The sequence below is a fragment of the Verrucomicrobium sp. GAS474 genome (assembly GCF_900105685.1).
Classification (GTDB): domain Bacteria; phylum Verrucomicrobiota; class Verrucomicrobiia; order Methylacidiphilales; family GAS474; genus GAS474.
In genome coordinates, this window is the sequence record NZ_LT629781.1 from 641763 (window position 1) to 656319 (window position 14557).

At 67.7% G+C, this 14557-nt stretch carries 12 protein-coding genes; 7 read left to right on the forward strand and 5 right to left on the reverse strand.

What is annotated here, in order from left to right:
- Nucleotides 1–125 precede the first annotated feature (125 nt).
- From BLU04_RS02685 to BLU04_RS02695, 3 genes are all read left to right on the forward strand, one after another.
- The gene (locus BLU04_RS02685; protein WP_093281882.1) at nucleotides 126–1325 is read left to right on the forward strand and encodes an ankyrin repeat domain-containing protein; all 1200 of its coding nucleotides are present in this window, start codon (nucleotides 126–128) and stop codon (nucleotides 1323–1325) included.
- Between the two features lie 75 nt (nucleotides 1326–1400).
- Complete coding sequence (locus tag BLU04_RS02690; RefSeq protein ID WP_093281885.1) at nucleotides 1401–2444, forward strand: lysylphosphatidylglycerol synthase transmembrane domain-containing protein; 1044 nt, start codon at nucleotides 1401–1403, stop codon at nucleotides 2442–2444.
- A 15-nt stretch (nucleotides 2445–2459) separates the two neighbouring features.
- Complete coding sequence (locus tag BLU04_RS02695) at nucleotides 2460–3827, forward strand: CCA tRNA nucleotidyltransferase (RefSeq protein ID WP_231964892.1); 1368 nt, start codon at nucleotides 2460–2462, stop codon at nucleotides 3825–3827.
- 267 nt (nucleotides 3828–4094) lie between these two features.
- On the opposite strand, the gene BLU04_RS02700 is transcribed toward BLU04_RS02695, so the two are convergent.
- Together BLU04_RS02700 and BLU04_RS02705 are read right to left on the reverse strand one after the other, a co-directional pair.
- Nucleotides 4095–4868, reverse strand: a complete 774-nt coding sequence (locus tag BLU04_RS02700) for a penicillin-binding transpeptidase domain-containing protein (protein WP_093281887.1) — start codon at nucleotides 4866–4868, stop codon at nucleotides 4095–4097.
- Between the two features lie 5 nt (nucleotides 4869–4873).
- Nucleotides 4874–5173, reverse strand: coding sequence for a helix-turn-helix domain-containing protein (locus BLU04_RS02705; RefSeq protein ID WP_231964893.1), 300 nt, complete (start codon nucleotides 5171–5173; stop codon nucleotides 4874–4876).
- Nucleotides 5174–5375: 202 nt separating this feature from the next.
- Here BLU04_RS02705 and BLU04_RS02710 point away from each other — a divergent pair, with 202 nt between their 5' ends.
- Both BLU04_RS02710 and BLU04_RS02715 read left to right on the forward strand, forming a co-directional pair.
- Entirely contained in the window at nucleotides 5376–6407 is a 1032-nt protein-coding gene (locus BLU04_RS02710; RefSeq protein ID WP_093281892.1) for an aldo/keto reductase, read from the forward strand.
- 18 nt (nucleotides 6408–6425) lie between these two features.
- Nucleotides 6426–7652, forward strand: coding sequence for an MFS transporter (locus tag BLU04_RS02715; RefSeq protein ID WP_093281895.1), 1227 nt, complete (start codon nucleotides 6426–6428; stop codon nucleotides 7650–7652).
- Between the two features lie 12 nt (nucleotides 7653–7664).
- Here BLU04_RS02715 and BLU04_RS02720 read toward each other — a convergent pair whose 3' ends face one another.
- The 3 genes from BLU04_RS02720 to BLU04_RS02735 form a co-directional block, all read right to left on the reverse strand.
- Nucleotides 7665–9278 (reverse strand): methyl-accepting chemotaxis protein, encoded by a 1614-nt coding sequence (locus BLU04_RS02720; RefSeq protein ID WP_197673011.1) that lies wholly within the window; start codon nucleotides 9276–9278, stop codon nucleotides 7665–7667.
- Nucleotides 9279–9794: 516 nt separating this feature from the next.
- Entirely contained in the window at nucleotides 9795–11075 is a 1281-nt protein-coding gene (locus BLU04_RS02730; protein ID WP_093281900.1) for a DUF1566 domain-containing protein, read from the reverse strand.
- Between the two features lie 8 nt (nucleotides 11076–11083).
- Nucleotides 11084–11668, reverse strand: a complete 585-nt coding sequence (locus BLU04_RS02735; RefSeq protein WP_093281904.1) for a nitroreductase — start codon at nucleotides 11666–11668, stop codon at nucleotides 11084–11086.
- 61 nt (nucleotides 11669–11729) lie between these two features.
- On the opposite strand from BLU04_RS02735, the gene BLU04_RS02740 reads away from it, so the two are divergent.
- Both BLU04_RS02740 and BLU04_RS02745 read left to right on the forward strand, forming a co-directional pair.
- On the forward strand, nucleotides 11730–13712 hold the full coding sequence (locus BLU04_RS02740; RefSeq protein ID WP_093281907.1) for a phospho-sugar mutase: 1983 nt from the start codon (nucleotides 11730–11732) through the stop codon (nucleotides 13710–13712).
- Between the two features lie 80 nt (nucleotides 13713–13792).
- On the forward strand, nucleotides 13793–14389 hold the full coding sequence (locus BLU04_RS02745; protein WP_093281910.1) for a ferritin-like domain-containing protein: 597 nt from the start codon (nucleotides 13793–13795) through the stop codon (nucleotides 14387–14389).
- Nucleotides 14390–14557 lie beyond the last annotated feature (168 nt).

Below are 14557 nucleotides of genomic sequence, written 5' to 3' on the forward strand. Positions count from 1 at the left end.
TCGGGGAATTATGAGGGGCGATAACTTTTGTGCCGGGACGGCCAATCGGGTTTGATAATGGATGAATCGGGGTTCATCCGACCCATCTCTCTTCCTTTTCCCTATTTCATCTTCTTCCTCCATCCATGTCTTCCGCCATCCGGGCTTCGGCCGAAAGTTTCTCTGACAGCCTGCTGGAAGTCATTCGCGAGGATAATCCCGAACGGCTGACCACCATCGCCCGGGCCCTGCCGATCCTCCCGACGGCGATGGTCATCCGCGGAGACGACCTCCTCACCTGGGCGATCCGCAACAACGCGCGGAACTGCATCACCCCGCTCCGCGACCTCGGCTTCTCCATGGACCGCCTCAGCCTTCGCGGGGAGAAGCATCCCCTCGAGGAGGCGATGGACATGCACGCCACGCTGGTGCTGGAGCACCTCCTCGAATGCGGCGCCGACCCGAACGCCCCGCACACCGTCCACGGCACCATCATGCGCGCCGCCGCCATCACGCGGACCATCGACAGCCTCATCCCCCTCCTCTGCGTCCGGGGCAACCCGAGCGTGGCGAGCCCCGACGGCTCCACGCCCCTCCACGCCGCCGTCGCCAACGGCCAGACGCTGAACGTCGAGCAGTTCCTCGACGCCGGGGCCAACGTCAACGCCATCGACTTCATCGGGCGGACGCCCCTCCAGGTCGCCATCACCCGCCTCCAGGAATACAACCCGATCGCCACCCTCCTCCTCGACCACGGCGCGAATCCCCTCATCCCCGACTACGGCGGCCTCACCGCCGTCGAGTTGGCGAAGGTCCGGGGCGACCTCGCCTTCGTCCGCCACCTGGAGGAGCGGGTCGACTGGAACGCACTCGTCGCCACGCCGGTCCCCGTCGCCCCCCTGCCGCAGGGCGCGGTGCGGCCCACGGGGGAGACCTTCCGCAAGGACCTCGTCAACGCCGTGCGGAAGGGGAGCCTCCGCGTGCTGAAGGAGGTCCTCGAGGGCGGCGGCGGCACGTGGTCGGTCTCGCTCCCCGCGGAGCAGGCCCCCTTCCTGCTGGCGCTCGCGAAGAAGCGGTTCGACCTCGCCGCGCCCCTCCTCGCCGCAAAGCTCGGCGCGAAGGACCGCGATCCGCAGGGCCACAACGCGATCTACTGGCTCGTCCTCGCGACGACCGAGATGACCCTCCTCCAGCCCTTCCTCAAGGCCCTTCACGAAATCGACTACGCCCTCCACACCGAAGTCGACAAGGACGGCCAGTCGCAAGTCTTCGCCGCCATGAGCCGCAGCGGCGTCCACAACTCCCGCCAGGTCGAGGCGCTGGTCGATTTCATCCGCCGGTTGTAAAGGGGAAGCCGGCCCCGCGGGAAGACCCCCCTCAGGCTGCCTTGCCAAACGACGCGGATTCTCTACCCTGTCCCGATGGATTCCGCCCTTCTCCGCCAACGGCTCGGCCTCGCCGTCCGCCTCCTGATCTCCGGGGGGATCCTGGCTTACCTCGCCTTCAAGATCAATTGGGCCGACCTCGGTTCCCGCATCGCCGGGGCCGATCCCCTCTGGCTCCTCCTCGGCTTCGTCCTCATGGGCGTCGCCATCTTCCTCACCGCGTGGCGGTGGAAGATCCTCCTCCGCGTCCAGGACATCGCCCCCGGGATGCGCCGCGTCCTCGACCTCACGATGATCGGCCAGTTCTTCAACGCCTTCCTCCTCGGCACCACCGGCGGCGACGTGGTGAAGATCTTCTACATTACCCAGGCCGCGCCGAACCGGAAATCGGGGGCCGGCTTCTCCGTCCTCGCCGACCGCATCATCGGCCTCATCGCCCTCGTCGCCCTCACCCTCGCCCTCACCCTCACCCACCGGGCCTACCTCCTCCAGAACCACGCCGCGAAGAAGGCCGTCCTCACCTTCTACCTCATCGCCGCCGCCATCGCCGGGCTCTTCGTCGTCGCCCGCGCCTTCCCGTGGCTCATGCGCTTCTCGAACTTCAGCGCCTGGGAGAAGAAGGTCCCCTTCCACGACAAGGTGGAGAAGCTCTCCGAGGCCCTCCGCAAGAACATCAAGAGCCCCCGCGCGAACGTCGAGACCCTCCTCATCTCCTTCCTCAGCCACGGCCTCAACCTCTACGCCCAATACTGCGTCTTCCAGGCCCTCCACCTCGCCGTCCCCCTCCTCCTCGCCATCACCGTCACCGGCCTCGTCTACGTCCTCATCGCCATCCCCGTCACCATCGCCGGGCTCGGCGTCCGCGAGGGCCTCTTCATCCTCTTCCTCGGCTTGGCCCCGTGCCTCATTCCCCGGGAGGGAGCGATCGCCGCCTCGGTCCTCGGCTGGAGCCTCACCCTCGGCTGGAGCCTCGTCGGCGGCATCTTCCATCTCCGCTACCGGACGCCCGACCACTCCGTCCTGAAGGACGCCAAGGAAGCGCAGGCCGCCGCCCAGGCGGAGGAAACCGCCGCGCCTTAGCGCCGCCCCCCGCGCGTGAGCCCTTCTCCCGACAGCGCCGGCGCCCCGACGCTTCCCCTGGAGGCAGCCTCCCGCGCCGTCGTCGGGCGGCTCCAGCAGGCGGGCCACATCGCCTACTTCGCCGGGGGCTGCGTCCGGGACCGCCTCCTGGGCCGCGTCCCGCACGATTACGACGTCGCCACCGACGCCCCGCCCGAGAAAGTCCAGTCCCTCTTCCCCCGCACCACCGGCCTCGTCGGCAAGGCCTTCGGCGTCATCTGCGTCCTCGAGCGGGGCTGCCAGGTCGAGGTCGCCACCTTCCGCCAGGACCTCGACTACGTCGACGGGAGGAGGCCGACCGGCGTCCGCTTCGTCACCGCCGAGGAAGACGCCCAGCGGCGGGACTTCACCGTCAACGGCCTCTTCTGCGACCCGGCGAGCGATCCCGCCGCCGACCGCGTCATCGACTACGTCGGGGGACAGGCCGACCTCGCGAAGAAACTCATCCGCGCCATCGGCGAACCCCGCGCCCGCTTCGCCGAGGACAAGCTCCGCCTCCTCCGCGCCGTCCGCTTCGCCGTCACCCTCGGCTTCGAAATCGAGGCGAAGACCTGGGAGGCCGTGCGCGAGGCCGCGGGGGAAATCGCCGTCGTCAGCCCGGAGCGGATCCGCGACGAGCTCGACAAGATCTGGACCGGCCCCGATCCGGCGCGCGGCCTCGACCTCCTCGACCAATCGGGCCTCCTCGCCGTCGTCCTCCCGGAGCTCGCCGCCCTCCACGGCGTCGAGCAGCCGCCGCAGTTCCACCCCGAGGGCGACGTCTTCGTCCACACCCGCCTCATGCTCTCCGGGCTGAGGAACGCGCCGCTGCCGCTCGCCCTGTCAGTCCTCTTCCACGACATCGGGAAGCCCCCGACCTTCGCCGTCGACGAGACGGGCCGCATCCGCTTCAACGGCCACGAGAGCGTCGGCGCGCGGATGACCGAGAAGGTGATGAAGCGGCTCCGCTACAGCAACGAGGCCCTCGAGGCCGTCGTCGCCTGCGTCGCCAATCACATGGCCTTCAAGGACGTTCCGAACATGCGGCTCTCCACGCTGAAGCGTTTCCTCGCCCGCCCCACCTTCGAGACCGAGATGGAACTCCACCGCCTCGACTGCACCTCGAGCCACGGCCACCTCGACATCTACCGCCTGCTGCAGGAAAAGCTGGCGACCCTCCCCGCCGAATCGATCGACCCCGATCCGTTGGTCACCGGCCACGACCTCATGGAAGCAACCGGCCTGACCGAGGGAAGACGCCTGGGCCAATTGGTCCGCCAGATCCGCGAAGCCCAGCTCGACGGGAAGATCGCGAGCAAGGAAGAGGCGCTAGCACTGGCAAAACACCTGCTCGGAAACAGCTAGCCCCCAAGCGCCCCTCTCCCGATAGGAGTCAGGGCGTATGGGTACCGTCTCCCCCCGCAATACGTACCCTCGGGCGTACCGGAACCATCCGATTTTAATCCAGTTCGGAGACGAGGCGCCGCCAAAGCACGTCCGCCTAGCTAAGGCCCTCCGAAGGGGAGGTTCCAGGAGGGGCAAAGCCCCTCTTGGGCTATAAAGCGGATCGCCTCCACCTGTACAGGGTCGACCCCGCCAGCCCCAAAGGGCACTCCAAAAGACACGCCCCCCCTACAACAACCCATTCTCCCGCAAAATCCGCTCCGTCACCTCGCGCGCATCCGTCCCCAACACCCCCTCCCCGCGCAGCATGCACGCAAACGCATACGTCTTCCCACCCGACTCCACATAACCCACGAACCACCCCAGCGCCTTGGTCCCCTGATACCCCTGCACCGTGCTTCCCGTCTTCCCGTAGAAGTTCGCCTTCACGGTCATGATCTGCGCCAGCACCCGCCGCGTGTGTTCCTTCAGCGGCAGCCGTCCCGTCACCACGTCGGCCATCCGCGCGGCCTGCTCGTCGGCGGAGATGAAAAGCGGCTTCACTCCCGCCTTCGGAAGCCAGAATTGGTCGAGGCCCGACGACATGTCCTGGTCCCCGTAGCCGATCTTCGCCAGCCAGGCGGCCATCCTCTCCTTGCCGATCTTCCGCGCGAGATGCTGATAGGCCGGGACGCACGAGAGGGCGAAGGCGCTCCGCACCGTCTGGTCCTGGTTCCACGCCTCGTTCGAGCGGGGCACGCCGTCCCATCTCCAGAACGGGGCGTCGGCTTCGGTGATGATCCCCTCTTCGAGGCCGATGATCGAGTTCCAGATCTTGAACGTCGAGCAGGGCGGCAACTTCCGCGCGCAGGCGGCCGGATCATGGCGGAGCGTCTCCCCCGTGGCGCAATCGATCAGGACGAACGCGCCCTCGCGCCCCGCAAATCCGTTATCGACCGAAAACGGGGTGGCGGGAGAAAAAGGGGACGCCAACGCGGCGGCGCAAACCAGCGAAAGCAGCATGGGGACTACTCCTCGGCCCGTTCCTGCGCGTAGGCGCGGAGGATGGCGCGGACCAGGCCGGGGAACCGTTTCTCCAACTCGGAGGTGCGGAGGGAGTTGTCGCAATCGACGCCGTTCCGCTCGCTGCGGATGAGGCCGGCTTCGCGGAGGATGCGGAAGTGGAGAGAGGTGGTCGATTTCGGCATCAGCCGCTTCCGCTTTTCCTTGCCTTCCCCCTTCTCCTGCCCGAGCGCGCGGGAGACCGTCTCGGAGCAGTTCATCTTCTCCCCGTGGTTCACCAGCTCGCGGACGATGGCGAAGCGCACCGGATCGGCGAGGGCATGGAGGATGCTCGCGACGGTGACGCTCTCGATTTTGGGATGGTGGTGCGGTCTGATGAAAGTACGGTATCCTATCCCGCCCCCCGCCGCAAGGCTTGACAGCGGATTGGTTCAATGGTTCAATTTTAATGAACTAACAGCAGCACCCCATCGAAACCCGACCCACCCCCAAACCCAAAGGATCACCATGGAATACAGACACCTCGGCGGCTCCGGCCTCCGCGTCCCCGTCCTCAGCTTCGGCACCGGCACCTTCGGCGGCACCAACGAATTCTTCCAGACCTGGGGGCAGAGCGACGTGGCCGAGGCGACCCGCCTCGTCGACATCTGCCTCGAAGCCGGGCTGAACCTCTTCGACTCGGCCGACATCTATTCCGACGGCGCCGCCGAGTCGATCCTCGGGAAGGCCGTCGCGGGCCGCCGCGACCAGGTCCTGATCTCGACCAAGGGGACCTTCCGCGCGGGCGACGGCATCAACGACGTCGGCTCCTCCCGCCACCACCTGATTCGCGCCGTCGAGGGAAGCCTGAAACGGCTCGGCACCGATTACATCGACCTCTACCAGCTCCACGGCTTCGACGCCTCGACGCCGGTCGAGGAGACCCTCTCGACCCTCGACGGCCTCGTGAAAGCGGGGAAGATCCGCTACCTCGGCGTCTCGAACTTCTCCGGCTGGCACCTGATGAAGTCGTTCGCCGTTTCCGATCGATACGGGTGGTCCCGCTACGTCGCGAACCAGACCTACTACTCCCTCATCGGGCGGGATTACGAGCACGAGCTGATGCCCCTCGGCCTCGACCAGAAAGTCGGCGCCGTCGTCTGGAGCCCCCTCGGCTGGGGCCGCCTCACCGGCAAGGTGGGCCGGAACAAGCCGCTCCCCGAGACGAGCCGCCTCAAGTCCGACCTCTCCAACTCGAAGGGGCCGCAGGTCGACAACGAATACCTATACAAGGTCACCGACGCCCTCGAGGCGCTGAGCGCCGAGACCGGGAAGAGCGTCCCGCAGATCGCCCTGAACTGGCTCCTCCAGCGTCCGACCGTCAGCACCGTCATCGTCGGCGCGCGCAACGAGGAACAGCTCCGCCAGAACCTCGGGGCCGTCGGCTGGAACCTCACGAAGGAGCAGGTCGCGAGGCTCGACGAAGCGAGCGTCCTCCCCGCGCCCTATCCCTACTGGCACCAGCACTTCTTCACCGAGCGCAACCCCAAGGCGGTCTAACCCTCCCTCCAACCAGCCATGTCCGCCAGCCCCCGCAAGCCGGTCCACACCGGCCTCGCCCTCTTCGCCCTCGCCGCCGCCGCCTTCGGCATCGGGACGACCGAGTTCGTCATCATGGGCCTCCTTCCCGAGGTCGCCGACGACCTCCGCATCTCGATCCCGAAGGCCGGGACGCTGATCTCGGCCTACGCGATGGGCGTCGCCCTCGGGGGGCCGCTCCTGGTGCTGGCGGCGAGTTCCCTCCGCCTCCCGAAGAAGGGGACGCTGGCGAGCCTCATGCTCCTCTTCATCCTCGGGAACGTCGCCTGCGCCGTCGCCTCCGACTACCGCCTCCTCATGGCGGCGCGGATCGTCACCTCGCTCTGCCACGCCTCGTTCTTCGGCATCGGGGCCGTCGTCGCCGCCGACCTCGCCGCGCCGGAGAAGCGGGGCCAGGCCATCGCCCTCATGTTCAGCGGCCTCACCATCGCGAACATCGTCGGCGTCCCCCTCGGCACCCTCCTCGGCCAGGCCGAGGGATGGCGGGCGACGTTCTGGGCCGTCGCCGCCATCGGCCTCGTCGCCTGCGCCGCCGTCGCCCTCTGGGTTCCCCACCTCGCGCGGGAAAAGGGGGAGGGCTGGAAGGGCGAGGTGGCGAGCCTCCGGCTCCCCGCCGTCCTCTCCGCGCTCGTCACCAGCGTCCTCGCCTCGACGAGCATGTTCGCCCTCTTCACCTACATCGCGCCCTACCTCCGCGAGGTCACCGGGATCGCCCCGGGCCACGTCGGCTGGGTGTTGCTCCTCTGCGGCGTCGGGATCACGGCGGGGAACCTCGCCGGGGCCCGCCTCGCCGATTGGCGGCTCCTCCCCTCGCTCCTCGGGGCCTTCCTCGCCCTCGTCGGCGGGCTGGCGCTCTTCGGCGCGGGAGGCCGGAACGTCCTCACCGCGATCCCGCTCCTCTGCCTCTGGGGATTCCTGTCGTTCGCGGTCTGCACCATGCTCCAGGCCCGCGTCGTGAACAAGGCGGCCGAGGCGGGCGGAGGCAACCTCGCCTCGACCCTCAACATCGGCGCCTTCAACTTCGGCAACGCCCTCGGCGCGGCCCTCGGCGGGGCGGTCCTCGACCACGGCCACCCGCTCGCCGCGATCCCGTGGGTGGCGATCATTCCCGCGCTGGCCGGGGCGGCGATCACGCTGGCGTTCCTCCGGATCGAGAGCCCCCGCGCCGCGGCACCGGTTATTCGGGCGTCGGGCTGCCTCGATTAGGGAAGGATCCCCCTACTCCGAACGGAACGCCGTCCGCAGCGCGGGCCGGACGGGGCGGACGGGCTGGGCGGCGGCCATCGGGATCGACCCCGGAATCGCCACGCCCGTCGCTTCCGCGTGGCCGCCGACCAGGCGGGTGAGGATGCCGACGGCGGAGCGGAGCTCGGTCGATTGGGCGCTCAGCTCCTCGGCGGCGGCGGCGCTCTCCTCGGCCCCGGCGGCGTTGCCCTGCGTGACCTGGTCCATCTGGGAGACCGCGAAATTGATCTGGTCGATGCCGGCGGTCTGCTCCTTCGAGGCCGTCGCGATCGTCCCGATCAGGGTGTCGACCTGCCGCACCTTGCCGACGATCCCCTCGAGGCTCTCGCGGACCGTCCGGCTCTTCGCGGCGATCTCGGCGACCTGCGCCGTGACCCGCTCGTTGACTGCGACGCCGCGCTCGCTCCGGGTGACCGATTCCTCGATCATCCGGGCGGTCTCCTTCGCCGCGTCGGCGCTTCGCTTCGCGAGGGAGCGGACCTCCTCGGCGACGACGGCGAACCCGGCGCCCGATTCCCCGGCGCGGGCCGCCTCGACGGCGGCGTTCAGGGCCAGGATGTTCGTCTGGAACGCGATTTCGTCGATCGTCTTGATGATCTTCGAGACGTCTCCGCTCGACTTCTGGATATCGGAGATCGCCGCCGCCATCTCGACGCTCGCGGCCTCGATCGAGGTCGTCGCCTTCTCCATCTCGGCGGTGCGGACGACGCCGTCCTCGGCGGCGGCGCGGGCCTCGCCGGAAAGATGCTGCGCCTGGACCGCGCCCTCGGCGTTGCGCTTCGTCATGCTGCCGACCTCCTCGAGGGAGGCGCTCGTCTCCTCGAGGGAGGCGGCCTGCTGGCTCGCCCGCTCGGCCATCATCTGGCTCCCGGAGGAGACCTGCCCCGCCGCCGAGACGATCTCGTGCGAGCCGTGCTCCAGCATCTGCGAGACCTCACAGAGCGCCGCATTCAGCGAACGGGAAATCACGACTGCCAGGGTGATCCCCGCCACCAGGGCGAGGAGGGAAACGCCGAGGAGGATTTGGAGACCGGAGGCGATCAGGCGATTACTTGTCTCGGAATACGCATGACTCTGCGCGAGCTGGTGATCGAACATCTGCTGGATTTTCACTCCCAGGGCGATCCTCAACGGAATCACCTCTCGAACATTCAATTCAAAGGCCTCGGCCTTCTTCTCGGCCCGGCTCAATTCCAAGACCTTTTCCCGTCCCGCATTGTAGATGCGCCGGGCCGCGTCATATTCGGCCAGGTCTTTCCTCTCTTCGTAGCTCAGGGAGGTTTTGGCGAATTCAGCTTCCAACGCCTCGCCCCGTTCCTTGATATCGATCAGCTTCTTGTCCTGGACCGCCATCAATTCCGGCGTCGGCAAGAGGAGATGGGTCAGCACCGCCGCCACCCGTTCCCCTTGCAGCGCCTCGATCTTCGCCACAAAGACCAAGCCGGGAATAGCGTCGTCATCCACCTTGTGGACCGACGACTTGATGTTGAGGAGAAGGTTGAACGAAGCACCCGCCAAGAACACGAGGAGGAGCAGCACGACCGAGAAGCCGAAGGCGATCCGTTTTTGTAGGGTCCAGTTTTTCATGACTGGAGAGTCGCATCGCCCATGCCACATCGATCCCCGCGCGACGCCCTACTCTGGAAGCTGAGTAGATATAGGGCTCCGAGCAGCCGAACTCTTATCCCCTCAGCCCGCCCCGATGATCAATCCCTGATCACCCGCTGATCACTTCCCGACCAGTCACCCTGTCACGCGATCACGATCGGGAGCGGGGTCGCCTGCCGCACCTTGCCGACGATTCATCGAGACTCTGGCGGACCGGCTCTTCGCGGCCCGGATGCCGAGGAGAAGCTGGAACGAGGCCCCTGCGAGAAAGACCAAGAGGAACAGCACGATCGAGAAGCCGAAAACAATCCGCTTTTGCAAAGCCCAGCTCTTCATGTAACCGAATGACACTCATCTTGAACTGTGTTGTTTTCCACACATTGCAACCCTAAGAAAACAACGTACCCCGCCATCCCCGAAGACCGATTCCATCGGCCTCCTGGCGTTAAACGCATTTGCAAAATCTTCCGGCCCCGCATCCCAGAGCCAGACGGCTCACCGCAGATCGCGGACGCAGCGGACGTAGTTTTCGATCCGTTGCAAGGCCATTCCCTTCGGCAACTTGGCCGGGTCCCCTTCCTTCGGATCGGCCCGTCGGCTCCCGGCCCCGTCGACGTCGAGGAGGCGGAGATTCGTCGTCGAGCCGGGCGGCTTGCCGACGTAGCCGAGGGCGCGTCCGAAGGCGACGGTGAGGGCCGCATCGGAGCGCGGTCCGGCCGCCGTCTGGATCGTCCGCGTCGTGCTCGTCCAGTAGGCGGGGAAATCGGGATTTCCCGCCTCGTTCAGGACCGGACTGACGTCGAAGAGCGGGTCGATCGCCGCCCCGGCATGGTCGGCCGGATCGGCGACGTCGGGGGCGCGGGTGTAATCGACGAGGCTTTGCAGCTCCTTCGCGCTCGGCAGCCGCCACCGGACGAGGCCGTGGAGGGAGAGGGTCTCCGCATATTGCAGGGCCGCCTCCCAGCCCATCGCCTTGCCGCTGTCGCCCTTCTGCCACATCAGACCGGTGGCGAGGTCGCTCACCGTCCCGTCCTGGTTGTCGACGAAGCGGTTCGTCCCGTAGCCGGGATTGCCGCGGACGTAGCGGACGAAGGCCTTCTTCGCCAGTTCCCGCGCCGCGATCCCCATCCCGTTCGGGTCATAGCCGCCCTTGCCCGGCGGCGGTCCAGAGGGATCGACGCCGTAGCCCTGGAGGCGGCCCGTCGCGAAGTCGATCCCGAAGGCCGTCCGGCGGCCCTCCATCGTCGTCGCCGCATAGGGCGTCGCCGACCAGAACGGGGCCTCGCCGATCTTCTCCCCCTTCAGCACGTCGCCGTAGGAGAGGTCGAAGAAACGGGGATCGAGGAACGGCTTCGCGCCGACCGCGGAGGTCGCCCCCGGCTTCGGCTCAATCCCGACGAAGAGGAGGATCGAATCGAGTTCCTTGACCGTCGGCAGCCGCCAATCGGCATAGCCGCCGAGGGCCTGCTTGTCGAACGCGGCGACCGAGGCCGCCGCCTCGTCCCACGTCATCTTCCGGCCCGGCGTCTTCTGCCACATCAGGCCGGTCACCGCGTCGGTGACCGTCCCGTCCTTGTTGTCGACGTAGGCCGGGGAGTTGCGCCGGTATTGGGCGTCCTGCCCGTAGAACCGCTCCTCCCGTTCCGGCGGCGCGATCGCGGCCTGGGCGTCGTAGCATTCCGTCTGCCCCGTATCGACGACGGGATAGGGCACCGCCCCCTGCGCCAGGCCGCAGGCGAACCAGGCGATTCCGGCGAGGGCGAGCGAGGTTTTCATGGGGCCGGTCAGCGATGGAATGTCACCCGCTCGTCGAGGGGGACCCGCGCCGAGGTTGCCGCGATCCCCGGCTTCGGATAGCCGAGGTAGACCATCCCGAGGGGGAGGTGATGGGCGTCGAGCCCCAGCCACGCCGCGAACTCGGGCGCGCAGGCCGCCGGGGGCGTCGCCCAGAAGGAGCCGAGGCCGTGGCCGTGGGCGGAGAGCATCAGGTTCTGGACCGCGCACGCGGCCGCCTCGATCTCCTCCCGTTCGGAAATCTTCCGCGTCGCCTCGGGCTCGACGTAGGCGAGGACGGCCACCGCGACCGGGGCCGTCAGCGCCGCGCCCCGCATCTTCTCCCGCTTCTCCGCCTTCGCGGGCGATTCGGGAACGATCCGGTCGTGGATCGAGACCAGCCCCTCGGCCAGCCGCGCCCGGGCCGCGCCCGCGAACACGTGAAACCGCCACGGCTGCGTCAGCCCGTGGGTCGGGGCCCAATGGGCGTCCTCAAGGATTTCCCGCAGAAGCGCTTCCGAAACCTCGCGGGAAGGGTCCATCTGGGGGGGCTTGACGGTGCGCCGGGTACGGTAGGGCGGGCTCGCGGGAGTCATCGTCAAATCATGGCAGAAGACCCTTCCCCAGCCCAAGAAAATCGGCTATCCCGTACCCACCATGGCCACCCCCACCGCCACCTCCCTTCTCTCCTCCATCCAGGAACCCCTCGCCGCCGCGCAGAAGGAGGGCTCCCTCCTCGCCTCGACCGTCGAGAACATCGTCCGCGTCGTCCAGTCGCCGGAGAGCACCGGGGTCGACCTCGCCTCGGTCGGCGAGCTCGTCGCCGCGAAGGAATGGGCCGAGCTGAACGACCGCTTCTTCAAGGCCCTCGCCTTCGGCACCGGCGGCATCCGGGGCCGGACGATCTGCAAGAAAGTGACGAAGGCCGAGCAGGGGAGCGGCGGCCCCGACGCCGTCACCGCCGCCCCGCCCGAACATCCCGGCACCGGCACCAACGTCATGAACCGGGCCAACCTCGGCCGCGCCGCCCTCGGCCTCGGCCTCTACCTGCGGAAGGCCTTTCCCGGGAAGACGAGCAAGGTCGTCATCGCCCACGACACGCGCCACTACTCCCGCTCCTTCGCCGAACTCGCCGCCGAGAAGCTCCGCTACCTCGGCCACGACGTCCTCCTCTTCGCCGAGGAACGCTCCACCCCGCAGCTCTCCTTCTCCGTCCGCCACTACAAGGCGCAGGCCGGCATCGTCATCTCGGCGAGCCACAACCCGCCCCCGGACAACGGCTTCAAGGCCTACTTCCAGGACGGCGCGCAGCTCGTCGAGCCCGACGCCTCCGGGGTCATCGCCGAGGTCAACGCCCTCGCCTCGGGCCAGCTCGCCGCCTCGGAGATCGGCGCGCCGCAGCTCGGCACCCTCACGATCCTCGGCCCCGAGGCCGACGACGACTACATCGAGGCGCTGAAGACCGCCCTCGTCATCGAGCCGGAGATCTTCGCCAAGGCCCACAACCTGAAGATCGTCTACACCTCCCTCCACGGCACCGGGATCAAGATCATCCCCCCGCTCTTCGACGAGGTCGGCCTCCACTACACCGTCGTCGACGCCCAGCGCCAGGGCGACGGCCGCTTCCCCACCGTGAAGTCGCCGAATCCCGAGGAGAGCGCCGCCCTCGCCCTCGCCATCGCCCAGGCCCGCGCCGAATCGGCCGACCTCGTCATCGCCACCGATCCCGACGACGACCGGATGGGCGCCGCCATCCGCGACGCGCAGGGGGAATACCAGGTCATCACCGGGAACATGATCGGCTCGATCCTCGCCTTCTACCGGATCGACCGCCTCTTCGCCCAGGGCATCCTCACCCCGGCGAACAAGGGCCGCGCCGCCCTCATCAAGACCTTCGTCACCACCGACCTCCAGAAGGCGATGGCCGAGGCCTACGGCATCAAGCACGTCGAGACCCTCACCGGTTTCAAGTACATCGGCGAGAAACTCCGCCAGTACGAGCAGGCGACCGGCGCGAAGGATTACGACGCCCTCCCCTTCGCCCGGCGCCGCGCCCTCCAGCTGGAGAAGGGGACCTTCTTCCTCTTCGGCGGGGAGGAAAGCTACGGCTACTCCGGCGGCGACTACGTCCGGGACAAGGACGGCAACGCCGCCTCCCTCATGCTCGCCGAGGCCGCCGCCTGGGCGAAGAGCAAGGGGCAGACCCTCCTCGACTACCTCGACGCCATCTACCTCCGCTTCGGCTACTACACGGAAAAGCTCGGCACCCTCACTTTCGAGGGAGCCAAGGGCGCGGCCCAGATCCAGGCCCTCCTCGCCTCCTACCGCGCCACGCCGCCCGTCGCCTTCCTCGGCCACCAGGTGATCCGCGTCGACGACTTCGGGAAGCAGGATTTCAAGGACGTCGACGGCAATCCGATCCCGAAGGAGACCATGCTGATCTTCCATCTCTCCGACGGCGGCCGCATGGCCGTCCGCGGCTCCGGCACCGAGCCGAAGATCAAGTTCTACTTCTTCGCCAACGGCAAGGCCGCCGACGCTCCCGCCCTCGCCGCCCTGAAGAAGGAACGCCGCGCCGCCCTCGACGCCTGGTGGGAAGAGGTCCAGGCCGACGTGAAGAAGCGGGTCGAGGGAGTCTGACGCCCCACGCGTCGCGCCTCGGGCGGCGGAAGAATGCCGCCGCCCGTTTGCGGAACCGGGACATGGGTGTAGGCTTACCCATGTCCGACACCATCGCCACCGTCCGCCAAGTCCTCGTCGACCAGCTGAAGGATCTCTACAGCGCCGAGACCCAGATCACCAAGGCCCTGCCGAAGCTCGCGAAAGCCGCCTCCGCGCCCGCGCTCAGGAAGGGATTCCTCCTCCACCTCGAACAGACGAAAAAGCACGTCTCCCGGATCGAAACGATCTGCGCCGCCCTCGACGAGAAGCCGACGGGCAAGAAGTGCGCGGCGACCGCCGGCCTCGTCGAGGAAGGGCAGGACGCCATCGACGAGGAGGCGACGCCCGAGGCGAAGGATCTCCTCCTCATCGCGGCGGCGCAGCGGGTGGAACATTACGAGATCGCCGCCTACACCAGTGCCATCGCCCTCGCCCAGGCCCTCGGATTGAAGACGGCGGCGGCGACCCTCTCCGCGACGCTGAAGGAAGAGGCGGCGACCGACAAGAAACTCGCCGCGGCGAACAAGCCCGCCCTCGCCCTCGCCGTGAAGAGCGCCAAGGAAGATGCCGCGCTCGGGAAGTCGCCGACGAAAAAAACCTTCGTCCGCACCGCCCGCCGCCTCGCCAAGAAGGTTTCCTTTAAAGCTCCCGTCTAAGACCAATCGACATTCAGGACCAGGCCGCGCCGGAGGAGCTAAGCTCCTAGGCGTGCCTGAATGGCACGGGGACGCGATGCGGCCTGAACGCCCTCAAGGAGCGAAACCCAACGAGGGAGAACCTTTAGAAACACCGCGTCCCCCGATGAATGCAGATGGGCCCTAAGC

What these genes read in the sequence shown, in the direction of transcription:
- BLU04_RS02685 (WP_093281882.1), top strand. Translation starts at nt 126, where the DNA reads ATGTCTTCCGCCATCCGGGCTTCGGCCGAAAGTTTCTCTGACAGCCTG.
- BLU04_RS02735 (WP_093281904.1), bottom strand. Translation starts at nt 11,668, where the DNA reads ATGACTCCCGCGAGCCCGCCCTACCGTACCCGGCGCACCGTCAAGCCC.
- BLU04_RS02715 (WP_093281895.1), top strand. Translation starts at nt 6,426, where the DNA reads ATGTCCGCCAGCCCCCGCAAGCCGGTCCACACCGGCCTCGCCCTCTTC.
- BLU04_RS02745 (WP_093281910.1), top strand. Translation starts at nt 13,793, where the DNA reads ATGTCCGACACCATCGCCACCGTCCGCCAAGTCCTCGTCGACCAGCTG.
- BLU04_RS02690 (WP_093281885.1), top strand. Translation starts at nt 1,401, where the DNA reads ATGGATTCCGCCCTTCTCCGCCAACGGCTCGGCCTCGCCGTCCGCCTC.
- BLU04_RS02740 (WP_093281907.1), top strand. Translation starts at nt 11,730, where the DNA reads ATGGCCACCCCCACCGCCACCTCCCTTCTCTCCTCCATCCAGGAACCC.
- BLU04_RS02720 (WP_197673011.1), bottom strand. Translation starts at nt 9,278, where the DNA reads ATGAAAAACTGGACCCTACAAAAACGGATCGCCTTCGGCTTCTCGGTC.
- BLU04_RS02710 (WP_093281892.1), top strand. Translation starts at nt 5,376, where the DNA reads ATGGAATACAGACACCTCGGCGGCTCCGGCCTCCGCGTCCCCGTCCTC.
- BLU04_RS02700 (WP_093281887.1), bottom strand. Translation starts at nt 4,868, where the DNA reads ATGCTGCTTTCGCTGGTTTGCGCCGCCGCGTTGGCGTCCCCTTTTTCT.
- BLU04_RS02730 (WP_093281900.1), bottom strand. Translation starts at nt 11,075, where the DNA reads ATGAAAACCTCGCTCGCCCTCGCCGGAATCGCCTGGTTCGCCTGCGGC.